Annotated in this window: 15 protein-coding genes; 7 read left to right on the top strand and 8 right to left on the bottom strand. The window is 75.4% G+C overall.

All coding sequences use genetic code 11. The features are described from left to right. Window positions 1-30: 30 nt before the first annotated feature. Genes NRO40_RS01690 through NRO40_RS01675 form a run of 4 tightly spaced genes read right to left on the bottom strand, consistent with a single transcriptional unit; the run spans window position 31 to window position 3,042 of the window. Window positions 31-1,632 (bottom strand): polyamine aminopropyltransferase, encoded by a 1,602-nt coding sequence (locus tag NRO40_RS01690; RefSeq protein ID WP_058941887.1) that lies wholly within the window; start codon window positions 1,630-1,632, stop codon window positions 31-33. 10 nt (window positions 1,633-1,642) lie between these two features. Continuing rightward, the gene (locus NRO40_RS01685; protein ID WP_058941886.1) at window positions 1,643-2,080 is read right to left on the bottom strand and encodes a DUF350 domain-containing protein; all 438 of its coding nucleotides are present in this window, start codon (window positions 2,078-2,080) and stop codon (window positions 1,643-1,645) included. A gap of 57 nt (window positions 2,081-2,137) precedes the next feature. Then, entirely contained in the window at window positions 2,138-2,548 is a 411-nt protein-coding gene (locus NRO40_RS01680) for a DUF4247 domain-containing protein (RefSeq protein WP_058941885.1), read from the bottom strand. Continuing rightward, window positions 2,545-3,042 carry a DUF2617 family protein gene (locus tag NRO40_RS01675; RefSeq protein WP_058941884.1) on the bottom strand — a complete coding sequence of 166 codons (498 nt, stop codon included), beginning with the start codon at window positions 3,040-3,042 and terminating at the stop codon, window positions 2,545-2,547. The genes NRO40_RS01680 and NRO40_RS01675 overlap by 4 nt, the downstream gene beginning before the upstream one ends. 1,596 nt (window positions 3,043-4,638) lie before the next feature. On the opposite strand from NRO40_RS01675, the gene NRO40_RS01670 reads away from it, so the two are divergent. Together NRO40_RS01670 and NRO40_RS01665 are read left to right on the top strand one after the other, a co-directional pair. Then, entirely contained in the window at window positions 4,639-6,456 is a 1,818-nt protein-coding gene (locus NRO40_RS01670) for a S8 family peptidase (protein ID WP_198549316.1), read from the top strand. Between the two features lie 206 nt (window positions 6,457-6,662). Further along, window positions 6,663-9,551, top strand: a complete 2,889-nt coding sequence (locus tag NRO40_RS01665) for a helix-turn-helix transcriptional regulator (RefSeq protein WP_058941882.1) — start codon at window positions 6,663-6,665, stop codon at window positions 9,549-9,551. A gap of 76 nt (window positions 9,552-9,627) precedes the next feature. Here NRO40_RS01665 and NRO40_RS01660 read toward each other — a convergent pair whose 3' ends face one another. The 3 genes from NRO40_RS01660 to NRO40_RS01650 all read right to left on the bottom strand — a co-directional run bounded on the left by NRO40_RS01660 (window position 9,628) and on the right by NRO40_RS01650 (window position 13,770). Next, a complete protein-coding gene (locus NRO40_RS01660) occupies window positions 9,628-9,843 on the bottom strand; it encodes a hypothetical protein (protein ID WP_058941881.1) in 216 nt (71 codons plus the stop codon). A 211-nt stretch (window positions 9,844-10,054) separates the two neighbouring features. Beyond that, window positions 10,055-11,614 (bottom strand): glycoside hydrolase family 53 protein, encoded by a 1,560-nt coding sequence (locus NRO40_RS01655; RefSeq protein WP_058941880.1) that lies wholly within the window; start codon window positions 11,612-11,614, stop codon window positions 10,055-10,057. A 110-nt stretch (window positions 11,615-11,724) separates the two neighbouring features. Beyond that, entirely contained in the window at window positions 11,725-13,770 is a 2,046-nt protein-coding gene (locus NRO40_RS01650; protein WP_058941879.1) for a beta-galactosidase, read from the bottom strand. 187 nt (window positions 13,771-13,957) lie between these two features. Between NRO40_RS01650 and NRO40_RS01645 the strand changes: the two genes are divergently transcribed. From NRO40_RS01645 to NRO40_RS01630, 4 genes are read left to right on the top strand one after another with little or no spacing between them, the layout of a single operon-like run. After that, entirely contained in the window at window positions 13,958-15,280 is a 1,323-nt protein-coding gene (locus tag NRO40_RS01645) for an ABC transporter substrate-binding protein (protein WP_257375312.1), read from the top strand. Then, entirely contained in the window at window positions 15,277-16,242 is a 966-nt protein-coding gene (locus NRO40_RS01640; RefSeq protein WP_058941878.1) for a carbohydrate ABC transporter permease, read from the top strand. Before NRO40_RS01645 ends, NRO40_RS01640 begins: the two co-directional genes overlap by 4 nt. Then, the gene (locus NRO40_RS01635; protein WP_058941877.1) at window positions 16,239-17,165 is read left to right on the top strand and encodes a carbohydrate ABC transporter permease; all 927 of its coding nucleotides are present in this window, start codon (window positions 16,239-16,241) and stop codon (window positions 17,163-17,165) included. The genes NRO40_RS01640 and NRO40_RS01635 overlap by 4 nt, the downstream gene beginning before the upstream one ends. After that, entirely contained in the window at window positions 17,162-18,193 is a 1,032-nt protein-coding gene (locus tag NRO40_RS01630) for a LacI family DNA-binding transcriptional regulator (protein WP_058941876.1), read from the top strand. The genes NRO40_RS01635 and NRO40_RS01630 overlap by 4 nt, the downstream gene beginning before the upstream one ends. A 265-nt stretch (window positions 18,194-18,458) precedes the next feature. Here the strand turns inward: NRO40_RS01630 and NRO40_RS01625 are convergent, their stop codons facing one another. Further along, window positions 18,459-19,526 (bottom strand): DUF6777 domain-containing protein, encoded by a 1,068-nt coding sequence (locus tag NRO40_RS01625; RefSeq protein ID WP_257375311.1) that lies wholly within the window; start codon window positions 19,524-19,526, stop codon window positions 18,459-18,461. Window positions 19,527-19,851: 325 nt separating this feature from the next. On the opposite strand from NRO40_RS01625, the gene NRO40_RS01620 reads away from it, so the two are divergent. Next, on the top strand, window positions 19,852-21,159 hold the full coding sequence (locus NRO40_RS01620) for a streptophobe family protein (RefSeq protein ID WP_058945523.1): 1,308 nt from the start codon (window positions 19,852-19,854) through the stop codon (window positions 21,157-21,159). Window positions 21,160-21,202 lie beyond the last annotated feature (43 nt).

Here is a 21,202-nt window from a genome sequence, read left to right as displayed (position 1 = left end):
CCGCACAGTACCGAGAGGAGGACGCGGCCCTCAGTAGTTCTGCCACTCGTGCCGCGCGTACTCCAGCACCACCGGGTCCAAGAGGGTGCTGGCCCGGACGTCCAGGGGGCGGCGGTCGCGCGGGAAGACCGTGGCCGCCTCCAGCACCGCGCCGTCCAGGAAGCGCAGCGGCGGCGCGTCCCGGGCGAGGCGCGGCGTCGGCGGCGGCCCGTCCGCCCCCGGGGTGGCGAGGACGAAGCCCCAGTTGCCGAAGCTCGGCACGTCCACCTGGTACGCGGTGGTCGCGTACCCGGCCTCCCGGATCGTCGCGGCGACCGACCAGTACGTCCGGGGCGCGAAGAAGGGCGACCCGGCCTGCACCACGACCCGTCCCTCGGGCTCCAGGACCCGGCCGAGCAGGTGGTAGAACTCCACGCTGTACAGCTTCGCCAGCGCGGCCGTGTCCGGGTCGGGGAAGTCGACGACCACCGCGTCGTAGCGCCGGCCGGCGTCACGCAGCCAGGTGAACGCGTCGGCGTTGACGACCGTCACCCGCGGGTCCTCCAGGGCCCGACCGTTCAGGTCGACAAGCGGTGTGAAGGTGCGGGCCAGCCGGGTCACGGCCGGGTCGAGGTCGACGAGCGTCACCTCCCGGACGTCGCCGTAGCGCAGCACCTCCCGCAGCGCCAGGGCGTCGCCGCCGCCCAGCACCAGCACGGACGCGCGCTTCCCGGACAGGGCGGGGTGGACCAGCGCCTCGTGGTACCGGTACTCGTCGACGGACGAGAACTGCAGGTCGCCGTTGAGGAACAGCCGCGTGTCCGGCGCCCCGGTGAACGCCGTCGACCGGGTGACGACGACGTCCTGGTACGGCGTCGTCTCGGCGTGCACGATCGGGTCGCGGTACAGCCGCTGCCGCGCGGTGACCTCGATGTCGTCGGCGAGGACGTACACCGTCCCCAGCACGGCGAGCACGGCGCCCACCCCCGCGAGCAGCCCCGCCCGCACGGCGCGGCGGGTCTCCCGCCGGAAGATCCACAGGACGACCCCGCCCCCGGCGACGGCGTTCACCGCGCCGACCACCAGGGCGCCCTTCAGCTGCCCGAAGGCGGGCAGGAGCAGCAGCGGGAAGCACAGGCCGCCGACGAGGGCGCCGACGTAGTCCGCGGCGAACAGGTCGGCCACGGCGCTGCCGGCCTCCTGCCGCCGGATCCGCTGGAGGAGCGTCATCAGCAGCGGTATCTCCGCGCCGATCAGCAGGCCGACGACGAACGACGCCACGACCATGGCCGGCATGTAGATCCGCAGCCAGGAGAACGCCACGTACAGCAGGAGGACGGAGAGGCCGCCGACGAGCCCCAACACCAGCTCCACCAGGGCGAACGCGCCGACGGCGCGCCGCTGGAGCGGTTTGGCGGCCAGCGAGCCGACGCCCATCGCGAAGACCATGACGGAGATGACCACGGAGGTCTGCATCACGGAGTTGCCGATGAGGTAGCTGCCGAGGGCGGTCAGCGCCAGCTCGTAGACCAGTCCGCAGGCGGCGCAGACGAACACCGCGAGGAGCAGCAGCACGCGGGTGCCCCGCGGGTGGGACGGTGGCGGGGCGGTGGGGGAGGGGGAAGGGGCCGGGGCGGTGGTGGTGGTGCTCATGGCGGGGAGGTCAGGAGACCGCGGCGCCGACCATGAAGGCCGTACCGAGGTACAGGGCCGCCTGGACCCAGGCGGCGGGGTGCGGGCGGTCGCCCTGATCGTCGAGGACGGCGGCGCCGAGCCTGCCGGGCGTCAGGGTGCCGACCACCAGCGAGACCAGCGTCATGACGACGACCCCGGCGAGCCCGTACAGCAGGGTGCTGAGCAGCCCCAGGCCGAGACCGAGTTCCGACTCGCTGGCCCGGATCGACTGCTCGATGACGAGGCCGACGGCGACGGTCTGGCCGGCGAGGAGCACCGCGGCGCCGCGGTTGCGCTCGGTCCACACCACGTGGAAGAGCTTGCCGGGGGTCACCCAGTCGAGCGCGACGAAACCGGCCACCATCACGGCGAAGCCGACCAGGCCGTACAGCACGGCCGTGCCGGCCGACTCGAGGATCTCTGCCACGGGGGTTGCCTTTCGGGGACGTCGTCGGGGGTCACGGGTGCGCGGCGGGAGCGCGGGTCACTTGCCGGCGCCGGGCCCGCCACCGCGGAAGCCGGCGCCGTCCGGGTCCGGCCACACCGACCGCAGGTGCGACTTCCAGCGGCGGTAGCCGGTCCGGTAGTCCGTGACCTCGATCCGGCTGCCGGTGCGGTGCGGGCTGATGGCGACGATGTCGTCGCGGTAGCGCAGGAAGACGCGGTCGCCCGAGTCGAACCGGGAGGTGGCCCCGGCGTGGCCGTCGATCTCCCGGGCCACCGCCGCCGGCGCGTCCCGCGGGTCGAGGCGGTCGGCGCCGAGGGCGCGGTACTGTCGGCTGATCCAGGCGGACGGGACGGAGTTGCCGTCGTCGTCGCGGTCGGGGTCGCCGCCGCACCCACCGAGGGCGGCCGCGACCAGCAGCAGCGCGCAGACGCGTCGGGCGGTCCTCATCGTGCCTCCAGCCGGGAGCGGGTCGCCACGATCCGGCGGCTCCCCGGGTACGTGTGCCAGGTGCGCCAGCTCAGCCCGGTGTCGTCGGCGTCGACGGTCAGCGCGGTGACCGCGTCGACGGAGCCGGGGAACAATCCGTACAGGGCCCTCGGGTGGGCGTCCGCCCGATCCCGTATCCGCGCCACCTCGGCGCCGAACGCGGCGGCGTCGAGGGTTTGTGTGCGGGCGCCGAAGGAGTAGCGCCGGCCGTCGAAGTCCCGCGCCGCGCTCTCGGGCAGCCCCCGGGGCGCGGAGCCGGGCAGGCAGGCGACGGTCTCGCGGACCGGGCCCGCGAACACCTGGTGCGAGGCCCCGAGGAGGCGCAGGTGCACCTCGACCCCGGCGACGGTGACGGTGCGCTCGGCCAGCGCCCCACGGGAGGGGAGCCCGAGGGCGAAGGACAGCTGGTCGGCGTCGGTGTCCAGGTAGGGGGTGTCCAGGACTATGCCGTTCATGATCCCCCGAGAGCCGTACCCGCATCTGAGCGCCGCCGAGTATGGCACAGCGCGCGGGCGCCGCCGCGCCGGGGGACCGCGCCCGGCCGCACGGGGGGCCGGGCCGTCTTCTTGCGGATCATCCGATGGTGGGAGGCGGTCGCGGTTCGGGTGCGCCCCTCGGTGAGCGCCGCCCCGGTGGGGGACGGTCGTGGTCGAAGGGGTGGACCCGTCGGGGCGGGGTGCCGCTCGCACAACGCCTCGCGGGCACGGCCGCCTCCATGGGGGCGGAGAGCGGGCCGTGGAAGCCGCTCGGCTGCCGGTCCACTCGGGCGGGGCCGGGCCTGCCGCCGCGCGAGCCCCAGCCAGCGCGGTACGTCGCCGTGCAGCCGGCGAAGGCCGGCCGGACGGGGCCCGGTGAAGGACGGGGCCCGTGGAGAGACGGGGCCCGTCGGGAGGGGCCACGGCCGACCAGCCGGACGGGCTCGCCATCGGTCGTTCCCGCGGTGGACCGGTCACGGCGACGCACCTCGCCGCCGACGCGCACCGCCGCCTCCTCGCCTTCGTCCGCCTCCTCGCCTTCGTCCGTCCCCTTGCCTTCGTCTGTCCCCTTGCCTTCGTCCGTCCCTGCGCCGGACAGATCGGTGCGGCACCCGCCGGCGCGCAGGTGACGGCCCCCCTGCGTGGTCCCCGCCGACGCGGACGGTCCCGCACCAGGACAGGCGGGGGCGGCCGACAGGGCGTACTCATCACGCGCCGTCCGCGAGCACCCGCGCGAGCGGGGTGTCCGGGCGGTGATCACCGTCCCGGCGGACCGACGTCGGACCGTGCCGGTCCATGACGGTCGTCCAGGTACTGACCGACAGGGGCGGGTTCCTCCCGATCCGTATGCGGTCGGCGGTGCCCTGCCGGCCGCACCGGTGGGGGCCGGCTGCGCGTGCGCCGGTCGACGGGGCGTCACGTGGGCGATGCCGGAGCGGGCGCCGGGCCGGTGGGGGCCGGACCGCCGTACCGGCCGGCCGCGGACGGCCGCGCCCGGGCCGGACCGCCGTACCGGCCGGCCGCGGACGGCCGCGCCTGCGGTGGCCGGGGGCGGGGCCCGCCCGTCGGCCGCCGCCGACCGACGGCGGACACGGGGCGGGTGGCCGGTACACGGGCCCCGCGGTGGCCGCCGGTACCCTCGCCGCGGCGCACCGCGCCGGGGCGGCGCGGCGGGAAACGCCTGGTGCGCGGCGCCCCCGGCGGGGGTACCCCCGCCCCCCGCCACCCCCCGCCCGTGGGTGACAAGGGTTTTCCCCGTATCGGCTTCATGGCGCGTTTCCCTACTGTTCCCGCACCGGTGGTTCCCCCCTCTGACACGTGAATGTCAGGTGCATGCAACCCCATGCGTGCGACCCCAGGAGGGCACCACCGGGGACGGCCCCGATGACGAGGCCGTCGCGCCGGCGGCGGCGCGGGGGGCGCACCCGGCCCCAGGGACTGTGGAGGCACCCCACAAGCAGCCAGAGTCCCGCGCCGCCGCCCGCGCTCCGCACCGTCAGCTGCTCCGGGAGTCGCCGGAGACGCCCCTTGAAAGGGAACACCTTGAACGGTTCCAGGCGGAGACTCATATCCGTCGTGGCAGCGAGTGCCACGATCCTCGGCGTCACGGCCACCTCCGCGGTGGCGCTCGCCGCGGAGGCCACCCCCTCCCCGAAGCCGGCCGCGCCGGCCTCGCAGGCCATGAACCCGGCCACCACCACGCCGACGGCGCCCGTCGAGAAGGTCATCGTGACCTACAAGGCGCGTACGGCGGAGGCCACGTCGAACACCGCCGCGAAGACCGACACCGCCGAGAAGGCCGCCGAGACCGGCGAGCGCCTCTCCTTCGAACGCCGCCTCGCCGGCGGTGGCGCGCTCGTCGACCTCGGCACCGCGCCGACCCGGCAGGACGTCTCCGAGGTCATGGACGCCTTCCGCGCCGACCCGGCCGTCGCCTCCGTCGAGGCCGACATCCGCGCCTACCCGATGGCCGTCACCCCCAACGACGCCGACTACGCCAAGCAGTGGGACCTCTTCGAGCCCACCGGCGGCATGAACGTGCCCGGCGCCTGGGACAAGACCACCGGCAGCGGTGTCACCGTCGCCGTCATCGACACCGGCTACGCGGCCCACACGGACCTGGCCGCCAACACGGTCGCCGGCTACGACTTCATCTCCACCTCGGCCGACGCCCGCGACGGCAACGGCCGCGACGCCGACCCCAAGGACGAGGGCGACTGGAACGCCACCGACGGCGAGTGCGGCACCGGCTCCCGCGCGAGCAACTCCTCCTGGCACGGCACGCACGTCGCGGGCACCATCGGCGCGGTGACCCACAACGCCAAGGGCATCGCCGGCATCGCGTACGGGGCGAAGGTCCAGCACGTCCGCGTGCTCGGCAAGTGCGGCGGCTCGTCCTCGGACATCGCCGACGCGATCACCTGGGCCTCCGGCGGCAGCGTCCCCGGCATCCCGGTGAACCCGAACCCGGCCAAGGTCATCAACATGAGCCTCGGCGGCGCCAGCTCGACCTGCCCGACCGTCTACAAGACCGCCATCGACGGGGCGGTCGCACGGGGGGCCACCGTCGTCGTCGCGGCCGGCAACAGCAACGCCAACGCGTCCGGCTTCACGCCCGCCAACTGCGCGAACGTCATCAACGTGGCGTCCACCAGCCGCGAGGGCAACCGTTCGTACTACTCGAACTACGGCACCATCATCGACGTCTCCGCCCCGGGCGGTGAGACCCGCCGCGCCACCGACACGCCCGGCACCGTCACCACCCCGGAGAACGGCATCCTCTCCACGCTGAACGCCGGCACCACCACCCAGTCGCTGGAGAACTACAAGCCCTACCAGGGCACCTCCATGGCCGCCCCGCACATCGCCGGGCTCGCCGCGCTGCTCAAGTCGGCCAAGTCGACCCTGACCCCGGCCCAGATCGAGTCCGCGATCAAGGGCAACGCCCGACCGCTGCCCGGCACCTGCTCCGGCGGCTGCGGCACCGGCATCGCCGACGCCGCGAAGACGGTCGAGGCCGTCACCGGCGGCGGGGCCACCACCCCCGGCGGCGCCACCTTCACCAACGCGGCCGACGTGACGATCTCGGACAACGCGACCGTCACCTCCCCGATCGCCGTCACCGGTGTCACCGGCAACGCCCCCGCCACCCTCAAGGCGGCCGTGGACATCAAGCACACCTACCGCGGCGACCTGGTCGTGGACCTCGTCGCCCCCGACGGCACCGCCTACCGGCTCAAGGGCTCCAGCGGCAGCGACTCCGCCGACAACGTCCTCGCCACCTACACCGTCGACGCCTCCTCCGAGGTCGCCAACGGCACGTGGAAGCTCCAGGTCCGCGACGTCGCCACGGGTGACACCGGATACATCGACTCCTGGAGTCTCACCTTCTGAGACCCCGGTCCGATTCGCATCACCGCAGGTCAAAGGCGTGCCCCCGGCGTTCCGCCGGGGGCACGCCCGGTTCTGTGAGCGGTGCCCGACGTCCACATGCCGGACACCGGCCCTGGACTCCCCGCCCCTACTTCGTATCCTCACAGGGCGCGGGCAGGGGGCCCGCCGCGTGCGGGCGGGGCCCACGCGCCGGAGGGTGGTGGCACATGAGGACGACGCCGTACCGCGCCGCGCCGGTCGGGCGTGCGCACCTCCTCGACCGTCTCGACCGCACCCTGCACACCCGGGGCCGCGCCGTCCTCACCGGACCGGCCGGCGTCGGCAAGACCGAGGTCGCCCAGGCGGCCGCCGCCGAGGCGGCGGCCCGTGGCGAGACGGTCCTGTGGCTCGCCCCGCAGCCCGCCGACCGGGACATGCCCGGCGCGGCCGCCGCCGCGCTCGTCGCCTCCGTGCCGCCCTCCGCGCTCGACGGCCTGCCCGGACCGCAGCGCGCCGCCGTCGCGGTGCTCTGCCGCGAGGCCGCCGCCCCGGACACCGGCCGGGACCCCATCGCCCTGCGGCTCGGCCTCGCCCGCGTCCTGCGCACCCTCGCCGACAAGGGACCCGTCCTCCTCGTCGTCGACGACACCCGCCACGTCGACCCCGACAGCGCGGACCTCCTCCGCTTCGCCCTCCACCTCGCCCCGCCGGACCTGCGCGTCCTCGCCGTCGAGACACCCGCCCCCTACGGCCCCGACGCCCCCTACGGCGAGCCGGGCACCGGTCCGTGGCGGGAGCAGGGCGCCGTCGGCGCCGACCCCGAGGCCGGCGCCGACGGCGCGCCCGTCGCCCTGTGGGTGCCCTCCGAGGCCGACGTCCTGCTGGTCCCGCCGCTCCAGGCGGACGAGATCGCCGAACTCCTGGTCCACCACCGCCTGGCCTCCCGCATGGCGGGGCGCATCCACAAGGCGAGCGGCGGCAACCCCCGCCTCGCCCTCGCCGTCGGCCGCTCCCTCGCCGACTCCCGCACCCCGGTGCACCACGCGGAGGCGCTGCCCCTGTCCGGACGCGCCCGCGACCTCGCCCGGCGCATGCTCGCCCCCGCGCCACCGCCCGTACGCGCCGCGCTGCTGCTCGCCGCGCTCGCCCTGCGCCCCACGGCCGCCCTGGTGCGCCGCGCCGGCCGGCCGACCGCCGAGGCGGAGCTGGCCGCCGCCGAACGCGCCGGGCTCGTCGCCCTCACCGAGGACGGCGCCGTCACCTTCACCGCCGGACTGCTCCCCACGACCCTCGTCCACGACACCTGCTGGACCGAGCGCAGCGAGGCGCACACCGCCCTGGCCCGCGTCGTCGACGACCCCGTCGAAGCGGTACGGCACCGGGCGCTCGCCACCGACGTGCCCGACGAGCGGCTCGCCGCCGAGGTCGCCGCCGCGGTGGAGACCGTACGCCGCCGGGGCAACAGCGCCCTCGCCGCCGAACTCGCCCTGCTCGCCGCCGAGTCCACCCCCGTCCACCTGGGCCGCCGCCGCATCGCGCGGCTCGCCGACGCCGCCGAGGAGGCCGCCCGCGCCGCCCGCGCGGACCTCGCCGTGCGCGCCGCCGCCGACCTGCTCGCCCGCGACGCCTCCCCGGAGGACCGGGTACGGGCGCGGCTCGCCGTCCTCGACACCGCCGGGCAGGGCCTCACCGACCTCGACGAGCTGTACGTCCACGCCATGGAGGACTCCGAGGACCACCCCGCGCTCCGCGCCGCCGTACAGCTGCGCCTGGCCGTCAAACACGTCCTCGCCGACGGCGACCCGGTCCGCGCCCGCGCCGCCGCCGTCGAGTCGGCCGCGCTCGCCACCTCCGTCGGCGACCGGCACACCGCGGCCCGCGCCCTCACCCAGCAGGCCCGCATGGACCGCGTCCTCGGCTCGCCCGACGCCGAGCGGACCCTCGCCGAGGCGCGTGCCCTGGAGACGGCCGACCGGCCCCTCGGCGTGCACAACGCCGCGCAGATCCTCACCATCCGGCACGCCCTCTTCGACGACCGGCTCACCGAGGCCCGCGACCGCGTCAACGCCCTGCTGCCGCTGGTCGAGCGGCGCGGCCCGGTCGAGGACACCATCGAACTGCTCCACACCCTCGCCGCCGTCGAGGCCCGCCGCGGACAGTGCGCCGCCGCCCTGCAGCACGCCCACCGGTCCCTCGCCCTCACCCTGGAGGCGGGGCTGTCGCCCGGCCCCGCCTGGTACACCCTCGCCCTCGCCGAGACCGCGGGCGGCTCCTTCGCCCGCGCGGCGAGCTACGCCCGGCGCAGCGCCCAGGCGTCGGAGGAGGAGGGGGACCACGTCTTCCTCTCGCGCAGCCTCTACGCGCTCGGCCGGGTCCAGCTGGTGACCGGCGACGTCGCCGGCGCCCTGGAGACCCTGCGCCGGGTGCGGGAGGGCGAGCGGGCCCAGGGGAGCGTCGACCCGTCGATGCTGCGCTGGCACGAGGAGCTGGCCGAGGCGCTGCTCGCCCACGACGCCCGGGAGGAGGCCGAGACGCTCCTCGCCGACGTCGGCCCGGTCGCCGAACGCCTCGGCCGGACGACGGTGCTGCTCGGCTGCGACCGTGCCTACGCGCAGTGCCTGGCGGCGGGCGGGAAGTCGGAGGAGGCGGCCGGTCTGCTGGTGGAGACGGCGGAACGGTTCGCCGCGCACGGCCTCGTCCTGGAGCAGGGACGCTGCCTGATCGCCCTGGCGCGGGTGGAGCGGCGCCGCCGCAGGCGCTCCGCGGCCCAGCAGGCGCTGCACGCCGCGGCCGCCGTCTTCGAACGGGCCGGGGCCGTGCCCTGGCTCGACCTGGTGGCGGAGAGCCCCGCCCGGACGGAGGCGGTCACGACGGGGGACGGCGCCCTGGCGCGCCTCACGGAGGCCGAGGTGCGCCTGGCGCGGATGGTGGGGCAGGGGGCGAGCAACCAGGAGGCGGCAGCCCGGCTGTACCTCAGCGTCAAGACCGTCGAGGCGCGGCTGACCCGGATCTACCAGAAGCTCGACGTGCGGTCCCGGGCCCAGCTGGCGACGGTCATCAACACCGGCCCGGCGCCCCGGTCGTCCGGTGCCGCGGCGGGCGACGAGACGGGCTGACCCGGCCCGGTCCCGCCCGGGCCCGGGCACGGCTCCGCCGCGCGGCACGGGCATGCCACGCGGCGGAGGGGGTGTGTCAGTGCCGTACGGTCTCGCCGCCCGCGTGGGCGGTGGAGTCGGCGTTGTCGTCCGTGGCGCCCTCCATCAGGGAGCTGACGGTGTCCGAGCCCACCAGGGAACCGGGGTCGGGCAGGGCTCCGCCGCCGACGACGGCGTGCGAGGAGGGGGTGACGAGGGCGGTGACGACTCCGGCGGCCAGGGACGCCACGGCGAGCATGCTGCGCTTCTTCATGCCCAGAACAACTGCCGAGGCGCCCGGGGGTCACGGTCGGGACCGGGGAAATTCTCCCCCGCTCCCCGTCCGGGCCCGGACGACACGCCGTCCGGGCCGCCGCAGGGGGTACGGCGAAGGCTGCCGGAGGGGCTGCCGCGCAGGTCACCGGAGGGGCGTGCCCCAGCGGTGGCGCGGCCGCGCGGGTCGCCGCGAGGCCGCGCGGTCGGGCTCAGCGGTGGCGGAGCCAGGCCATCGCGGGCAGCGGCCGGTCGGCGTAGTCGAACAGCGCCTGGTTCTCCCAGCCGTTGCCGGACGCCGGGTCCGCCGGATCCCACCCGTTGCCCCGCACGGCCGTCCACGTCGGCTCCCAGTACACGACGCCCAGCCCGCGCCCGTGCGGCACGGCCTCCACGACGTTCATGACGTCCCGCAGCCAGGTCGCCTGGCCGGCCGGGGTCGCCGGGTAGCCGTCGACCAGCTCGTCGGTCCGGTCGATGATGTTCTCGTGGCCGTCCTCGTCGTCCAGCCGGAACGGGTAGGCCGTCTCCACGACGAGGACGGGCTTGCCGTACCGGGCCGACACGTCGTCCAGGTTCGCCTGGAGCGCGGAGAGCGGGCCGTGCCAGTAGCCGTAGAAGGAGAGCGCGATGACGTCGAAGCGCACGCCGTGCGCGGTCGCGGCGTCGAACCACCACCGGTACAGGGCGTTGTCCCCGCCGTGCGCCAGGTGCAGGGCGACCCGGGTGGAGGAGGAGACCGACTTGGCGGCCGAGGCCCCCGCGTTCAGCAGCCCCGCCAGCCGTGACCAGTCGGTGGTCGAGCCCTCGGGCCACAGCATGCCGGTGTTGGTCTCGTTGCCGATCTGCACCATGTCGGCCGTGGTGCCCTGCGCCTTGAGGGCGGCGAGCACGTCACGGGTGTGGTCGTACACGTCCGCGCGCAGTTGCTCGTAGGAGTGGGAGGCCCAGGCGGCGGGCTTGGTCTGGGCGCCGGGGTCGGCCCACGTGTCGGAGTAGTGGAAGTCCACCAGCAGTCGCATGCCCCGGGCCTTGATGCGGCGGGCGGTCTCCAGGACGCGGGCCTTGTCGTGGTAGCCGTCCGCCGGGTCCACCCACACCTTGAGGCGCGCGTGGTCGGCGCCGGCCGCGCGCAGGACGGCCAGCGCGTCGGCGGGGGCGCCGGAGGCGTCGCGGTAGACGCCGCCGAGGTCCTCGCTCTTCTTCAGGGACGACACGTCGACGCCCCGCACGGACAGCCCGGTGGAGCCGGGGGTCAAGGTCACGTCGTCGACGTTGATCCAGCCGCCCGCGTGGGCGTCGGAGGTGACGGCGACCGTGCACCGGCCGGACGTGACCCGCACCGAGGTGACGATCCGCATCCACCGCCCGTCCGGGGTGGCCGGCAGGTCGGTGCGCTGCTCGGGCGCACCGCAGTCGCGCAGGGAGAGGTAAGCGGCGTGCCGGCCGCCGCCGGACCGCACCCAGGCGGTCAGCGTGTGCGGGCCGTCCGCCAGGCCGGTCAGACTCTGGTACGTCTCCACCCGGTAGGCGGTGGACGCCCAGTGCGACAGCCGGGACGCGCCGCTGCGCCCGCCGGCCTCGACGAACGACGCGGAGTGGTGCCCGGTCGCCGAGCGGGTGGACCAGCCGGCCGTGCCGGACTCGAAGCCCGGGTTGGCGAGCGTGGCCGCGGCGTGGGCGGCGGGGGCGGGGGCGGTCAGGGCCAGGCCCGCGACCAGGGGGAGGAACAGGGCCCGCACCGTGCGGGTCAGGCGGCTCGCTGGGAACATCGTCGTCCCTTCGACGGGGTGAGGGGGGCGGGGGACCGGCCCGGACGCCCCTCGTGCGTCCGGGCCGGGGTCGGTGGGGCGGGCGCCTGCGGGGCCCGCCCGGGGGCCGGTCAGCCGTCGAGCCGTACGACCCGCACGGCCCCGGCGGGCACGGTCAGCGCGGCGTCGACGCGGGCGCCGCCGAGCAGTTCGGTGCCGGGCGCCTCCAGCGGCACGTCGGCCGCCGCCTGGGTGTGGTTGACCACGAAGACGAAGCGGCCGGAGTCGCCGCTGCGGCGGACCACCTCCACGTCCCGGGCCAGTGCGGTGCGCGGGGCGATGCCCGCGTCCGCGGCGGCCAGGTCGAGGACCGCGCCGAGCCCGTCGGCGTCGAGGCGGGTCGACACGTACCAGGCGGTGCCGTCGCCGAGGCGGTGGCGGGTCACGGCGGGCCGGCCGGCGGCGGGTCCGTCGGCGTACTCCCACACCGTCCGCGCGCCGCGCTCCACGACGAACTCGGTCCACACGTCGCCGGTCAGCTCCGGCGGCGCCGCCCCGGCCCCGCCGTCCCCGCCGGCCGGTGGGGCGAGCCGGACCCGCTCCCCGGGAAGCAGGGGGGAGAACTCCTCGACGGTCAGCCCCAGCACGTCGCGCAGCGCGCCCGGGTAGGGGCCCTCGTGCACGGCGTCGTGCTCGTCGACGATGCCGGAGAAGTACGACACGACGAGCGTGCCGCCGCCCTCCACGTACGCGCGCAGGTTGCGCCCCGCCGCGGGGGTCGTCAGATACAGCGCGGGCACCACCACCAGCGGGTAGGCGCCGAGGTCGGCCTCCGGCGCGGCGAAGTCGACGGTCAGGTGCCGGTCGTACAGGGCCTCGTACGCGGTGTCGGCCCGCTCGCGGGCGTCGTGGTCCTCGCTCGGGCGCCACTCCAGCTGCTGCGCCCACCAGGACTGCCAGTCCCACACCACGGCGACGTCGGCCTCCGTGCGCGTGCCCCGGACCTCCGCCAGCGCGCCCACGTCCGCGCCGAGCCGTACGACCTCCCGCCAGACGCGGGAGTTGGTGCCGGCGTGCGGCACCATCGCGGAGTGGAACTTCTCGGCGCCGCGCCGGGACTGGCGCCACTGGAAGAACATCGCGCCGTCGGAGCCGCGTGCGACGTGGGCGAGGGAGTTGCGCGCCATCTCGCCCGGCGCCTTCGCGGGGTTGCGGGGCTGCCAGTTGACGCCGCTCGTGGAGTGCTCCAGCAGCAGCCAGGGCGCCCCGCCCGCCACCGAGCGCGTCAGGTCGGCGGCCATGGCGAGGTTGACGTGGGTGCGCCGGCCGTCGGTGATCAGGTAGTGGTCGTTGGTGACCAGGTCGACCTCGCGGCCCCAGGCCCAGTAGTCGACGGAGTCGCACTGACTCAGCGCCGTCATGAAGTTGGTGGTCACCGGGACGCCGGGGGAGTGCCGGTGCAGGATGTCGCGCTCGGCGACGAAGTTCTCCCGCATGGCGGCGTCGGCGAAGCGCCGGTAGTCCAGCCGCTGGGCCGGGTTGGCGACCGTGGGGGTGAGCCGGGGCGGGGTGATCTGCTCCAGGTCGCCGTAGCGCTGTCCCCAGAAGGCGGTGCCCCAGGCGTCGTTGACCGCGTCGACCGTGCCGTACCGCCCGGCCAGCCAGACGCGGAAGGCGGCGGCGCAGGTGTCGCAGTAGCAGGCGGAGACGGGGACGCCGTACTCGTTGTGGACGTGCCACAGCGCCAGCGCCGGGTGGTCGGCGTAGCGGCGGGCGAGCCGCTCGGTGATGTCGGCCGCGGCGGCCCGGTAGGCGGGCGAGGTGTGGCAGATCGCGCCGCGCGAGCCGAACGAGAGGCGCACGCCCTCACGGGTGACGGGCAGGGCGTCGGGGTGGGCGCGGTAGAACCAGGCCGGCGGGCAGATCGTGGGCGTGCCGAGGTCGGCGCGCACACCGTGGTCGTGCAGCAGGTCGAGGAGCCGGTCGAGCCAGCCGAAGTCGTGGACGCCCGGTTCCGGTTCGAGGAGCGCCCAGGAGAAGATGCCGACGCTCACCATGGTGACCCCGGCCTCCTGCATCAGGGCCATGTCCTCGCGCCAGACGCTTTCCGGCCACTGCTCGGGGTTGTAGTCCGCACCGAAGGCGAGCGGTGTCAGGGACCGGGGTGCATCCGGCATGGGGTGATCTCCTGGATCCTGTGTGACTGGGAACGTTCACAGACGCCATGGTGAGCGCGAAGCCAACATAACCGCACAGCAGCAACCATTGACAAGTGTCTCGAATGTTTCTCTACTGTGAACGCTCACAGAAGCTTGGCAGGCCCCCGCGATACACCCGGGGGCCCCGGGTCAGGGAGAAACATCCATGCCGTTCACGCTGCGCCGCCGCCTCGTGGCCTCATCCGTCGCCGCCCTCCTCGGCGCCTCCGCCCTCACCGCCTGCGGCTCGTCCGGCGACGACGGGACGGCGGCCGGGGCGGGCCCCGCCGCCCTCACCTACTGGGCGTGGGCCCCCGGGATGGACAAGGTCGCGGCCCTGTGGAACGAGGGCCCCGGCAAGGAGGCCGGGATCACCGTCACCGTGAAGAAGCAGGCGTCCGGCGACGACCTCGTCACCAAGATCCTCACGGCCGCCAAGGCACACCAGGCCCCCGACCTGGTCCAGGCCGAGTACCAGGCCCTGCCCACCCTCGTCAGCAACGACGTCCTCGCCGACATATCCCGGGAGGTCGCGGGCGTCGAGAAGAAGTTCGCCCCCGGCGTCTGGCAGCAGACGACCCTCGGCACGGACGCCGTCTACGCCGTGCCGCAGGACTCCGGGCCCATGATGTTCTACTACCGGCAGGACCTCTTCCGGCAGTACGGCCTGACCGTCCCCACCACCTGGGACCAGTTCGCCGCGACCGCCCGCGCCCTGAAGCAGAAGGCGCCGGACAAGTCCCTCACCACCTTCTCCGCCAACGACGCCGGCCTGTTCGCCGGCCTCGCCCAGCAGGCCGGCGCCCGCTGGTGGACCACCGAGGGCGACACGTGGAAGGTCGGCATCGACGACCCCGCCACCCGCAAGGTCGCGGAGTTCTGGGGCGGCCTGGTCGAGGAGGGCGCCGTCGACAACCAGCCCATGTACACCCCCGCCTGGAACAACGCCCTCAACACCGGCAAGCAGATCGCCTGGGTCAGCGCCGTGTGGGCCCCCGGCACCCTGACCACCGCCGCCCCCGACACCCGCGGCAAGTGGGCGATGGCCCCGCTGCCGCAGTGGACCGCCGGCGCCCGGGCCACCGGCAGCTGGGGCGGCTCCTCCACCGCCGTCACCAACGACAGCAAGCACAAGGCCGCCGCCGCCAGGTTCGTCACCTGGCTCAACACCGACCCCACCGCTCTCGCCGCCCTCGTGAAGGAAGGCGGCATCTACCCGGCCGCCACCGCCGCGCAGACCGGCGGCGCCCTGGCCGAGGCCCCCGACTTCTTCGCCGACCAGCCGGACTTCTACGAGCGTGCCGCCGCCATCGCGGGGACCACCGCCCCCTCCGCCTGGGGCCCGAACGTCAACGTCGCCTACACCGCCTTCCGCGACGCCTTCGCCCGCGCCGCGAAGAACCGCTCCGACTTCGGCGCCGCACTGCGCACCGTCCACGACACCACCGTCGCCGACCTGCGGAAGCAGGGATTCGAGGTCGCCGAGTGACCACCGCCGCCCCCGGGGCGACCACCGCCGCCACGGCCGCCGCCCGCCGCACCGGCGCGCGGCGGCGCGGCCGCGGCGCGCCGTACGCCTTCCTCGCCCCCGCCGCCGTCCTCTTCCTGCTCTTCTTCGCCCTGCCCATCGGCTACGCGGTCTGGCTCAGCCTGCACAAGGTCGAGGTCAAGGGCCTCGGCCTCGGCAAGGGCGCCCGCAGCGAGGTGTGGGCGGGACTCGGCAACTACACCGACGCCCTCACCGACCCCGAACTCCTCGACGGCGCGCTGCGCGTACTCGGCTACGGCGCCATCGTCGTCCCCACCATGCTCGGCCTCGCCCTGCTGTTCGCGCTGCTGCTCGACGCCGAACGGGTCCGCCTCACCCCCTTCACCCGGCTGGCGATCTTCCTCCCGTACGCCGTGCCCGGCGTCATCGCCGCCCTCCTGTGGGGCTTCCTCTACCTGCCCGACGTCAGCCCCTTCTTCCACGTCCTCGACGCGGCGGGGCTGCCGCGGCCCGACCTGCTCGACGGCGGACCGCTGTTCCTGTCGCTGGCGAACATCGCCGTCTGGGGCGGCACCGGCTTCAACATGATCGTCATCTACACCTCCCTGCGGTCCATCCCCGCCGAGGTGTACGAGGCGGCCCGGCTCGACGGCTGCTCGCAGCTCCAGATCGCGCTCCGCGTCAAGATCCCCATGGTGGCGCCGTCGCTGGTGCTGACCTTCTTCTTCTCGATCATCGCCACGCTCCAGGTCTTCGCCGAGCCGACCACCCTCAAGCCGCTCACCAACTCCGTCTCCACCACCTGGAGCCCCCTGATGAAGGTCTACCAGGACGCCTTCGGCAACGGCGACCTCCACACCGCCGCCGCCACCGCCGTGATCATCGCGGTGGTCACGCTCGCCCTGTCGTTCGGCTTCCTCCGCGTCGCCGACTCCCGCCGCACCCAGGGAGAACCCCGATGATCGGCCTCGCCGAGCGCAAGTCCGCCCCCGCCGCCGGCACCACCCCCGGCACCGCCCAGGGACCGCCGCCCGCCGCGCCGCGCCCCCCGCTCCGCCGCCGCGTCGCCCTCCTGCCCACCGCGACCCTGCTCCTGGGCGCCCTGTACTGCCTGCTGCCGGCCGCCTGGGTCGTGGTCGCCGCCACCAAGTCCGGCCGCGAACTCTTCTCCACCTTCACCTTCCTGCCCGGCACCGGCTTCACCGAGAACCTCACCGACCTGCACGCCTACCGCGACGGCATCTACTGGCGGTGGATGGCCAACTCCGCCTTCTACGCCGGTCTCGGCGCCCTCCTGTCCACCGCCGTGTCCGCCGTCTCCGGCTACGCGCTGGCGCTGTACCGCTTCCCCGGCCGCGAAGCCCTCTTCAAGGTCCTCCTCGCCGGGGTGCTCGTACCGCCGGTGATCCTCGCCGTCCCGCAGTACCTGCTGCTCGCCGAGGCGGACCTCACCGACACCTACCTGTCGGTGCTGCTGCCGTTGCTGCTCTCCCCGTACGGCGTCTACCTCGCCCGCATCTACGCCGCGGCGGCCGTGCCCACCGACGTCGTCGAGGCCGCCCGGATGGACGGCGCGGGGGAGTGGCGGGTCTTCACCCGCATCGGGGTGCCGATGATGGCCCCCGGACTGGTGACGATCTTCCTGTTCCAGTTCGTGGCCATCTGGAACAACTTCCTGCTGCCCTACATCATGCTCGGCGACGACGAGAAGTTCCCGATGACGCTCGGCCTCTACACGCTCCTCGCCCAGGGCTCCAACACCCCCGCCCTCTACACCCTGGTCATCACGGGGGCGCTGCTGGCCCTGCTGCCGCTGATCGCCCTGTTCCTCTTCATCCAGCGGTTCTGGAGCCTGGACCTGCTGTCGGGAGCCGTAAAGTCGTGACCATGCAGCAGACGGGGGGCAGGCGCAGGCCGCCGACGATCCACGACGTGGCCCGTGAGGCGGGCGTCTCACGGGGCACGGTCTCACGCGTCCTCAACGGCGGGCACTACGTCAGCCCCGCCGCGCAGGAGGCCGTCAACGCCGCCATCCGCCGGACCGGGTACGTCGTCAACCGGCACGCCCGCTCCCTCATCACGGGCCGTTCGGACTCGGTGGGCTTCCTCCTGACCGAACCCCAGGAGCGGTTCTTCGAGGACCCCAACTTCAACGTCCTGCTGCGCGGCTGCACCCAGGCCCTCGCCGCGCACGACATCCCGCTCCTGCTGATGATCGCGGGGACGGAGGCCGAACGGCGGCGCATCACCCGCTACATCACCGCCGGGCACGTCGACGGGGTCCTGCTCGTCTCCAGCCACTCCGGCGACCCCCTCGCCGAGCGGCTGCGTGACGCGGGCGTGCCCCTCGTGGCGTGCGGCAAGCCGATCGGACAGGCTTCCAGGATCAGTTACGTCGCCGCCGACGACCGCGACGGCGCCCGGTACATGGTCCGCCACCTGCTGTCCCTCGGACGCCGCCGCATCGGCACGATCACCGGTCCGCTCGACACCCCCGGCGGCGTGGACCGCCTCGGCGGCTACCGGGAGGTCCTCGCCGAGGCGGGCGTCGCCCTCGACGAACGGCTCGTCGCCACCGGTGACTACAGCCGGGCCGGCGGCGAGGCCTGCGCGGCCCGGCTGCTCGACCGCGTCCCCGACCTGGACGCCCTGTTCGTCGCGTCCGACCTGATGGCGCGGGGCGCGCTGACCGCCCTGCAGCGGGCGGGACGGCGGGTGCCCGAGGACGTCGCGGTCGGCGGGTTCGACGACTCGCCCGCGGCGACGGCGACCGAGCCGGCCCTCACCACGATCCGCCAGCCCTGGGACCGGATCAGCTCCGAGATGGTCCGCGTGCTGCTCGCCCTGATCGGCGGCGAGGACCCGGCGGCGGTCATCCTCCCGACGGAACTGGTCCGCCGCGCCTCCGCCTGAGCCCTTGCGTACTTTCGCGGGCCGGCGGGCCGGCGGGCCGCCGCGCGGTCCTGGCGTGTGACTCCGCCGTACGTCCGCGTCGATGCGCCGGCTGCCGCGCCTGCCCGCGCCTGCCCGCGCCTGCCGCGCCGGACTGTGCCCGCTCGCGCCCGGCCGTGTCCGGCTGCGCCTGACCGTGTCCGCCCGGGTCCGCCGCGCGCCCGCCCGTGCCGCCGCCGGACGCGGGACCCCGTCGTGGGGGACCCGCGGCCGGCGGCGTCGCCCGTCAGCGGGTGCCGCGCGGGAGCTCGACCGCGGCCGCCCCGGCCCCGGTGGCCGGCTCCGAATCGGGTGCGGTGTCCGCACTCGTGCCGGTCTCCGTGCTCGTGTCCGTGTCCGTGCTGGTGTCCGTGTCGGTCCGGTCGGACGGCGAACCGGGGCTGGAGGGCGGCTCGGGGGGCGGGGCGACCGGGGGCGAGGTCTCGCCCGGGCTCTCCGGCACCCTCCGCTCGTCCGGCGGTGTGTCGGGGGACGGCGGGTCGGGGGAGACCGGCGGTTCCGACGGCGGGGGCGCGGGGGGCTCCGGCGTCCGCGGCGACACCGGGGGCGACGCGGGCGACGCGGGTGAGGAGGGCGACGAGGGCGACGAGGGCCGCTCCGGGCTCGCCGACGGGCTGGTCCGGCCCGCGTGGGGGCGTTCGGTGCGCTTGCCGTTCCCCACGTCGACGATGGTGAAGGTGGGCACCGGCGTCGGCGCCGGCACGACGACCACGATCTCCTCCTTCCGGAAGCCCGGCCAGGTCTTCCCCCGGATCTCGTCGGGCCGTCGGACGCGGGGCCGGTCCAGCGGGTTGCCGCAGGCGCAGCGCACCCGCGGTACGCCGTACTCGTCGATGAGGACGGCCGTCCCGGCCTGGAGGACCGCCTGGTAGGGCCGCGCCCGGCCGTCCCGGTAACCGTGGTTGGTGACCAGGGTGTCCAACCGCAGCTGGACCGACGTCAGTCCGCGCAGGTGCCCGGGGAGGGACTCCGGGGCCACACCGAGCACCGAGGCGAAGGCGCGCGTCTTGGCCGGGTCGGACTCCAGGTACGCGATCTGCCGCTCCACGTCGCAGGCCGCGCGGTCGCCGCTGCCGCCGTACAGCTCGGGGGCCGATCCCGCGTACTGGTGGCGCTGCTGCGTCGGCAGCCGCTCGACGCCGCGGTTGGCCGAGGTCGCGGTGCTGGGCGTCCAGCTGTCGGGAGGCCGGTAGGAGACGCTCTCGGCGTTGACGGCGGCCTCGGCCTCGTCGGGACGCGACAGCACGACCGCCAGCGCCACCGCGGCGACGACCACGCCCGCCAGGGAGGCCACCACCGGGACGGACCGCCACCAGGGGCGGCCACTTCGGCCGCCTCCCGCGCCGCGCCTCGCGCCCCCGTCACCGCCGGTACCGCCGTCACCGCCACCGGCACCGCCGCCACCGCCGCCCGTGGGGGGTGGCGGCGGGGCAGGGGGCTGCCCGGTGGCCGAGGGATCGGGGCTGGGGTGGGAGAGCGGGCCCGACGGGGGACCCGTGGGGCGGCCGGATGCGGGGTCGGAGCTCACATTCGTCCCTTTCTTCCGTTCCGCGTCATTGTGTGCCCCGTCCGGGTGCCGTCCGCAAGCCGAGCGCCCGCGACGGGCCTAGCGTGGCAGCGTGAGCAGCCAGAGAGCCGCCGAGCGCGGCACCCCACCGGACGGCGCGCGCCCGGCGGTGCGCGGGGTGGGGGACGCCCTCGTGGCCGTGCTCGCCGCCGTCGCCGTGATGGCGGCCACCGCCGCCCTCGGCCTGTGGGCCGCGGGCGCGACCGCCCTTCCGGGCGGCGCCTTCCCGCGGATCGTCGCCGCCGTCGTCGTCATGGCGGCGGGCGGTGACGTCGGGATCGCGGGCGGCGCCGGCGACCTCGCCCGCACGGACGCCGAACTGACGGCGATGCCGCTGTCCGTGTCCCTCGTCGGCGCCCTCACCCTGGGAGCGGGCTTCGTCCGGCCGCTGCGGCACCGGGCCGTCGTCCCCGCGCGCGAGCTCCTCGCCCGGGTGGCGGCCACGGCCGTCCTCTGGCTGGTGGCGCTGGCCGTGCTCAGCGCCACGGCCCGGCACACCTTCACCGACCTGCTGCCGGCCGACTCGCCCGCCGACCTCTTCGGGGAGCTCCTCGACGCCTCGCCGACCATCGGCTTCCGCGCCGACACCGGCGTCACGCTCCTCTACGGCCTCCTCTGGGTGCTCGGCGTCCTCGCCGTGACGCTGCTGGTCTCCCGGCGCGCGCCGCTCCCGCCCCGCCTGCTGCGCTACCAGGAGCCGGTGCGTCCGGCGGCGTCCGCGATGCTCCTGCTGCTCCTCGCGTACGTCGTCGCCGGCCTCGTCGCGGGGCTGTTCGTGGCCGCCACGCGCGGTCACCCGGCCGACACCTTCGCCGTACTCCTCCTCGGCCTGCCGAACGTCGCGTGGCTCGCCCTGGGCCTGGGGATCGGCGGGTCCTGGGACGGCCGGGTCGACGGGCCGTTCGGCCTGCCCATGCCCCACGTCCTCGACCAGGTCCTGCGTGGCCCCCGGAACACCACCCTGGACGTGCGGTCGCTCGCCGCGCACGACGAGCGCGCGTGGTGGCTGCTGCCCGTGGCGGCGGTCCTCCTCCTCGTCGCCGGCTGGGTGACGGCGGTGCGCTCGCCGACCCGCACCCGGCCGTGGCGGCACGCGCTGCACCTCGCGGTGGCGTTCGCCCTCACCCTGCTCGTCGTGCTCCCGCTGACCCGGCTCGACGCGCGGCTCGGCCTGTCCCTGCTCGGCATCTTCGAGGTCGAGGACATCGGTGGGCACGTGGCCCTCCACCCGCACCTGTGGACGACTGCCGGCCTGGCACTGCTGTGGGGTGCGGTCGCCGGGCTCCTCGGCGGGCTCCTCGCGACCCGGGCACGACACCACGGCGAGGTCGACGGCCGGCCCGACCACCCCTCCGGGTGACCCCTGCCCGGCCGCCCGCCCCGCCACACGCCCCGCCCGCCCC

Origin of the sequence: Streptomyces changanensis, from assembly GCF_024600715.1 — a bacterium.
GTDB classification, from domain to species: domain Bacteria; phylum Actinomycetota; class Actinomycetes; order Streptomycetales; family Streptomycetaceae; genus Streptomyces; species Streptomyces changanensis.
The sequence above is the reverse complement of the archived record's forward strand: the minus strand, read 5'-3'. Positions and strand labels throughout refer to the sequence as shown.